Genomic DNA, 6,946 nt, shown 5'->3' with positions numbered 1-6,946 from the left:
AACTGCGAGTTCGGCAGTCTCACCGAGCGGGGTGTCACCTTGAGTGTCCGTACTTGTCCTGCAAGTCCTCGCGGTCGCCCGCCCGAGTGCGCGGCCGCCCGCCGGTGGCCGGGGTCGCCCGTCCGTGGCCGTGGTCGCTCGTCCATGATCGGGATCGCCGTCCGTGGCCGCGGTCGTCCGTGGTCGGGGCGCCGGGGCGCCCCGACCGGCAGCCGCACCGGATGCAGGGGTGGGTGGTGGCTACTTGACGGATCCGGCGGTGAGACCGGAGACCACCTGGCGCTCGATGAAGGCGAACAGCACGACGACCGGCACGATGGCGACGACCGAGCCGGCGAAGAGGTAGTTCCACTGGACGGTGTAGTTGCCGATGAAGCTGTTGATGCCGACGGTCAGCGGCTGGCTGTCGGGCACGGTCGACAGGGTCAGGCCCATCACGAACTCGTTCCAGGCCGAGATGAAGGTGAAGATCACCGCGGTGACGATCCCTGGCATCGCCAGCGGGACGGTGACGCGGCGCAGCGCCCCGAGCCGCCCGAGGCCGTCGATCATGGCGGCCTCCTCCAGTTCGACCGGGATGGAGCCGATGTAGGCGGTGAGGATCCAGATCGCGAAGGCCAGGTTGAAGGCGGCGTTGCAGAGGATCAGCGTCCAGACCGAGTTGAGCATGCCGAGCTGGTAGAACTCCCGGTAGAGGCCGACCAGCAACGAGGTCGGCTGGAACATCTGGGTGACCAGGACGAGCAGCAGGAAGAGCCTGCGGCCGCGGTACCTGATCCGGGCCGTGTAGTACGCGGCGGGCAGGGCGACCAGCAGCGCGAGCAGGGTGGAACCGCCGGCGACCAGCAGGGTCACCCGGAGGTTCCCGCCGAGGGTCGAGTCCCGCCAGACGTCGACGAAGTTGGACCAGGCGAAGTGGGTCGGCAGGTAGGTGGCGTCGCGCAGCTCGTCCGCCGGGCGCAGCGCGGTGACGGCCATCTCCAGGTAGGGGAGCAGGAAGAGCGCCGCCAGCAGCCACGCCACGGCCGCGACGACCAGGGTGCGCGGCCGGATCCGGCGCCCGCCGGTGCGGCCGGCCGGAAGGGCGGGGCGCGTGGCGCCGAGGGTGGGACGCGGGGCGAGCAGGGTCTGCCGGGCCATCAGCTCTCCTCCTCGTTCCAGCGGCTGACCTTGAGGAAGACCAGCACCATCAGCACGACCAGGGCGAAGTTGACCACGGACATGGCCGCCGACTCGCCGATGTCGGTGTTCTTCAGCTGGTACATGAACACGGTGGTGGTGGCCGTGGCGCTGTCCGGGCCGCCCTGGGTCATGCCCCAGATGACGGGGAAGGAGTTGAAGACGTTGATCAGGTTGATCACGACCCCGACCAGGAAGGCCGGGCGCAGCAGCGGCAGGGTGATCCTCAGGTAGGTCTGCCAGGTGCCGGAGCCGTCCACCCTGGCCGCCTCGTACACCTCGCCCGGGACGGTCTGCAGCCCGGCGAGCAGGGTGTAGGTGGTGAACGGGAGGGAGACGAAGACGGCGACGAACATCATCCAGGGCCAGGCGGTCGAGGGGTTGCCGAGCCAGTCCCGGGGGCCGTCGATCAGTCCGAGGTCGGTCATCGCGGTGTTGAGCACGCCGGCGGTCCGGTTGAGCATCCACTTGAAGCCGATGGCGGTCATCAGGACGGATGCGGCCCAGGGGGCGATCAGGGCCCAGCGGGTGAGCCGGCGGCCGGGGAACTGCTGGTTGAACAGCTGGGCGAGGGCCAGCGACAGCAGCATCGTGAGGCCGACGACGGCGACCGTCCAGATCACCGTGCGGACCAGGACGTGGCCGAGGTCGGCCTCGCCGAAGAGCTTGCGGTACTTGTCGAGTCCGGCGGAGCCGCGGACGAAGCCGCTGGTGCTGATCCGCAGGAACGAGGTGCGGACCATCTCGTAGACGGGCCACAGGACCACGGACAGGATCAGCAGGACGGCCGGGGCGATCCAGGGCAGCGGTCCGAGCCGACCGGGGCCGGAGCGTGCCGGTGATGCCCGGCCGGGCCGGCCGGCGGCCTTCGGGGCGGCGGAGTCAAGGGACACGGGTGGTGCCTTCCGGGCGGGTGCGTGCGGTGTGCGGTGTGCATCGGGCGCGGTGCGTCGTGCGTGGTGCACGGGGCGGCGTGCACGGGCGTGGTGCGGAGTGCAGCAGGAGCGGGATGCGGCAAGCGCAGTGCGCACGACGGCGTGCGCGGCGCGGCGTGCCGGTGCCCCGGCGCCGGTGGGGGTCGGCGCCGGGGCGGGCGCGGCTACTTGTTCGACACCGCGTCCTGGGACTTCTTCTGCAGGTCGCCGAGGACCTTGGCCGGGTCGCCGGTGACGGCGGTGCCGATGCTCTTCTTGATCTCGGCGGAGACGGCGTCCCAGCTGGTGTCGCCGAGCGGGTAGAAGGAGGCCTGCGGCAGGAGGGCGAAGAAGGGTTCGAGGTCCTTGTGCTTGCCGCTGGAGGTCATCTCGCGCAGGGTGTCCTGGGTGACCGGCATCAGGTTGTAGGTCTCGTCGAACTTCAGCGTGTTCTCCTTGGAGTACACGAAGTCGAGGAACTTCTTGATCTGGTCCCGGTGGCCGTTCTTCTTGAACGCCATCGTCCAGTCCGCGACGCCGAGGGTGGACTTGAGCGGGCCGGCCTTGCCGGGGATCGGTGCGACCCCGTAGTCGACCTTCCCGTCCTTCGACATCTGGATCAGCGAGGGGTGGCCGTTGACCATGCCGGCCTTGCCCGCGGCGAAGTCGGCGAAGGCGGTCTTGCGGTCGGTGGTCGCGGGGTTGGCGTACGTCAGGCCGGGGTCCAGGAGGTTGGCCTTCAGCCAGCCGAAGGTGTCGATGTTGGCCTGGCTGTTGAGGGTGTAGCCGCCCGCCTTGTCGGTGGGGCCGCCGCCGTTGCCGAGCTCCCACATCATGCTCTCGCCCTGGGCCTCCTCGGGGCCGAGCGGCAGCGCGTACGGGGTGACGCCGGGCACCTTGGCCTTGATCAGCTCGGCGTCGGCGCGCAGCTCGGCCCAGGTCTTCGGCGGCTCGGCGATCCCGGCCTGCGCGAAGACCGTCTTGTTGTAGAAGAAGGCGCGGGCGGAGGAGACGAACGGGATGCCGTACTGGACGCCCCTGACCTGTCCGGCCTCGGCGAAGGAGTCGATGAAGTCGGCCCGGGTGCCGCTCGACAGCACGTCCTCGGCCTTGTAGAGGAGGTCGTCGGCGACCTTGTCGGCGTAGCCGCCGGTCTGCAGGACGTCCGGAATGTTGCCGCTCTGGATCATCGTCTTGACCTGCTTGTCGATGTCGTTCCAGTTCACCACCTGGACGTCGACCTTGATGGCCGGGTTGGCCGCGGTGAACGCGGAGGCGACGTCGTTCCAGTAGGCCTTCGAGCTGTTGGACTCCTTGTCGCCGTAGTCGGCGGCGACCAGCTTGAGGGTCACGTTCCCGTCCGCCGAGGTGCCGTCACCACTGCTGCCGCACGCCGTGAGGGCGAGCGCGGTGACCGCACACACCACCGGGAGACCGAGTACACGTCCGTTCACCGCAGTTACCGCCTTCGTACCGTCGGACCCGCGCCCTGGCCGGGTCCACCGCTGGGATTTCAGAGCCGGAAGCAGTCCTCGGACCGGTCGTCGTGGGAGCGGCCCCGCGGGGAGGCTGCTGCCCGGCGCGCTCGATGCTCATCGATGCTTGAAGATCGCTTATTTCGAGCAGATCCGAAAGCTGCTGTGTCGCCGAAGTATTCACGAGGCGGGCCGACCGGTCCAGGTGCTGTTATCGGACCGTTGTGCTTCGAGCCGGGACCGCCCGGCCGCTCCGGCCCGCGATCCGCCCCTGATATGACGCTCTGTCATCGTTTTTTCGGCGCACCCGGGTTGGGCGGGGCTGCGGTGGCGCCACCGCCGCGGGCCGGGCGTCCGTAATGCACCATCTGCCGCTGTCACATTTTGACTTGTACCTGTTGACTGGTGCTGAAAGTAGCGCCACTCTGGCCATGTTCGAGCACAAGTAAGCACGCGGATGCTCGCTTCCTCCAAGGAGGGCCCACAGATGCGTTCCGTCCCCACCCCCGTCCTGCCGAGGCCCGGCAGCCCCGGCGCCAGACCGGCCGCGGCGCTCGCGGCCCTGCTGCTCGTCGCCTCGCTGTTCGCCGTGCTCGGTCCCGCGGCCACCGCGCGCGCCGCCACCGCGGGCAAGGTCACCGGCGTCAGCCGCTCCGGCGACACCTTCACCGTCACCACCTCGGGCAGGGCGGCAGCCCGGGTCACCGTCGCCAGGGCCGACATCTTCCGGATCTGGCTCTCCCCGGACGGCACGTTCGGCAACGACCCGGCCGGGACCGACCTCGCCGTCAGGACCGGCTTCGGAACCGTCGGCGCCACCCTGACCGACGCCGGCGCGTACTACCGGATCGGCACCCCGGCGATCAGCCTGCGGATCAACAAGTCGCCGCTCACCTTCGCCCTCTACAAGGCCGACAACACCACCCTGGTCTGGGCGGAGTCCAAGCCCACCAGCTGGACCGGCTCGCAGACGACCCAGTACCTCACCCGCGGCGCCGACGAGCAGTTCTACGGCACCGGCCTGCGGCTCGGGGAGTGGGCCCTGCGCGACAAGACGGTCCCGATCTCCGTCACCAACCGGTGGACCGAGAACAGCAACGCCAGCCCCGCGCCGTTCTACATGTCCACCAACGGGTACGGAGTCATGCGCAACACCTGGGCGCCCGGCTCCTACGCCTTCGGCGCGCCGACCGCGCTCACCCACGACGAGAGCCGCTTCGACGCCTGGTACTTCGCCGGCAACTCGCTCAAGGACGTGCTGAACGGCTACACCGACGTCACGGGCAAGCCCTTCCTCGCGCCCGTCTGGGGACTCGAGCTCGGCAACGCCGACTGCTTCAACGCGTCCAACCCCTCCTACACCGGCGACCACGACCGGCTGCGCCACCAGACCACGCCCGACGTGCTCGGCTACGCCGCCGACGCCAGGGCCGCCGACATGCCGTCCGGCTGGTTCCTGCCGAACGACGGCTACGGCTGCGGGTACACCGACCTGCCGGCCACCGCCGCCGGCCTCAAGGCCAAGGGCTTCAACACCGGCCTGTGGACCTCCACCGGACTGGCCGACATCAACTGGGAGGTCGGGACGGCCGGTTCGCGTGCCGTCAAGACCGACGTGGCATGGATCGGCGGCGGCTACAAGAGCGCGTTCACGGGCGTCAACCAGGCGGTCGCCGGCATCGAGGACAACGCCGACGCGCGGCGCTTCGTCTGGACGGTCGACGGCTGGGCCGGCACCCAGCGCAACGCCGTCGTCTGGACCGGCGACACCAGCGGCACCTGGGACGCCATGCGCTGGCACGTCCCCGCGATCACCGGCGCGGGCCTGTCCGCCCTCAACTACGCCTCCGGCGACGTCGACGGCATCTACGGCGGCAGCCCGCAGACCTACGCCCGCGACCTCCAGTGGAAGGCCTTCACCCCGGCGTTCATGACCATGTCCGGCTGGGGCGCCGCCAACCCGTCGGCGGGCTACGAGGACAAGCAGCCCTGGCGGTTCGCCGAACCGTACGCGTCGATCAACCGCAAGTACCTCCAGCTGAAGATGCGGCTGATGCCGTACCTCTACACGATGAGCAAGGTCGCCAACGACACCGGCGTGCCCTCCACCCGCGCGATGGTGCTGGAGTACCCGGACGACCCGGTCGCGCGCGGGAACCTGACGAGCGGTCAGTTCATGGCCGGGGACTCCTTCCTGGTCGCCCCGGTCGTCTCCGACACCTCGACCAGGGACGGCATCTACCTGCCCGCCGGCAGCTGGACCGACTACTGGACCGGAAAGGTCTACAACGGCCCGGGCTGGCTCAACGGATACTCCGCGCCGCTCGACACCCTCCCGCTGTTCGTCAAGGCGGGCGGCGTCGTGCCGATGTGGCCGCAGATGAACTACACCGGCGAGAAGCCCGTCTCCACGCTCACCTACGACGTCTACCCGCGCGGAAACTCCTCGTTCAACCTCTACGAGGACGACGGCACCACCCGCGCCTACCAGTCCGGGGCCTTCGCCCGCCAACAGGTCGACGTCACCGCACCGGCCTCCGGCACCGGCGACGTCACCCTCGCGGTCGGCGCCGCCACCGGCAGCTACAGCGGCAAACCCGCCTCGCGCGGCTACGAGTTCACCGTCCACACCGCCGGGGCGCCCACGTCCGTCAAGGTCGGCGCTGGCACGCTCACCGCACTGGGCAGCAAGGCCGCGTACGACGCCGCGAGCACCGGCTGGTACTTCGACCCGGCGGACCGGGCGGGGGTGCTCTGGATCAAGACCGGCGGTGCCGCCGGCGCGTTCACCGTCACCGCCGCCGGCATCACCGTGCCCACCGGCACCCCGGTGGCGGCGAGCGGCCCGATCGCGCAGGCCGGCTGGAAGCCGGCGTACGCCGACAGCCAGGAGAGCGCCGGCGAGAACGGCTCCGCCGCCAACGCCTTCGACGGCAACGGCGGCACCATCTGGCACACCGGCTGGAGCAACGGCGCGGCCCCGCTGCCGCACGAGATCCAGATCGACCTCGGCGCCCGGTACGACGTCGACTCGATGACCTACCTGCCCCGGCAGGACGGCGGCGTCAACGGCCGGATCGGCCGGTACGAGATCTACGTCTCGGACTCCACCGCCTCCTGGGGCACCCCCGTGGCCACCGGCACCTTCGCGGACACCGCGAGCGCCAAGACGGTCGGCTTCACCGCCAGACCGGGCCGGTACCTGCGCCTGCGGGCGCTCGGCGAGGCCGGCGACCGGGGCCCGTGGACCAGCGCTGCGGAGATCACCGCCACCGGCCGGCCTTCGCCGTAGCCGGGCAGGAAGAGGAGCCGAGCAGGAGCCGGGAGGAGAAGTCGGGGGAAAAACGGAGGGGCCCGCACCGCGCGTGTGCGCGGTGC

4 protein-coding genes are annotated in these 6,946 nt (G+C 70.2%); 1 reads left to right on the top strand and 3 read right to left on the bottom strand.

The window, feature by feature from the left end; genetic code table 11:
- Positions 1-240 precede the first annotated feature (240 nt).
- From ACFC1F_RS41275 to ACFC1F_RS41265, 3 genes are all read right to left on the bottom strand, one after another.
- Positions 241-1,140, bottom strand: a complete 900-nt coding sequence (locus tag ACFC1F_RS41275) for a carbohydrate ABC transporter permease (protein ID WP_376166701.1) — start codon at positions 1,138-1,140, stop codon at positions 241-243.
- The gene (locus tag ACFC1F_RS41270; protein ID WP_376166699.1) at positions 1,140-2,072 is read right to left on the bottom strand and encodes a carbohydrate ABC transporter permease; all 933 of its coding nucleotides are present in this window, start codon (positions 2,070-2,072) and stop codon (positions 1,140-1,142) included. Before ACFC1F_RS41270 ends, ACFC1F_RS41275 begins: the two co-directional genes overlap by 1 nt.
- 206 nt (positions 2,073-2,278) lie before the next feature.
- Positions 2,279-3,547 (bottom strand): extracellular solute-binding protein, encoded by a 1,269-nt coding sequence (locus ACFC1F_RS41265; protein ID WP_376166697.1) that lies wholly within the window; start codon positions 3,545-3,547, stop codon positions 2,279-2,281.
- 508 nt (positions 3,548-4,055) lie between these two features.
- Between ACFC1F_RS41265 and ACFC1F_RS41260 the strand changes: the two genes are divergently transcribed.
- Positions 4,056-6,860, top strand: a complete 2,805-nt coding sequence (locus ACFC1F_RS41260; protein ID WP_376166695.1) for a TIM-barrel domain-containing protein — start codon at positions 4,056-4,058, stop codon at positions 6,858-6,860.
- The last annotated feature ends 86 nt before the right edge of the window (positions 6,861-6,946 follow it).

Origin of the sequence: Kitasatospora sp. NPDC056181 (assembly GCF_042266225.1) — a bacterium.
Taxonomy (GTDB): domain Bacteria; phylum Actinomycetota; class Actinomycetes; order Streptomycetales; family Streptomycetaceae; genus Kitasatospora.
Note: the sequence above shows the minus strand (reverse complement) of the source record. Positions and strands in the feature narration are given on the sequence as shown.

Coding starts and splice junctions, on each gene's coding strand:
- ACFC1F_RS41275 (WP_376166701.1), bottom strand. CDS start 1,140: ATGGCCCGGCAGACCCTGCTCGCCCCGCGTCCCACCCTCGGCGCCACG.
- ACFC1F_RS41260 (WP_376166695.1), top strand. CDS start 4,056: ATGCGTTCCGTCCCCACCCCCGTCCTGCCGAGGCCCGGCAGCCCCGGC.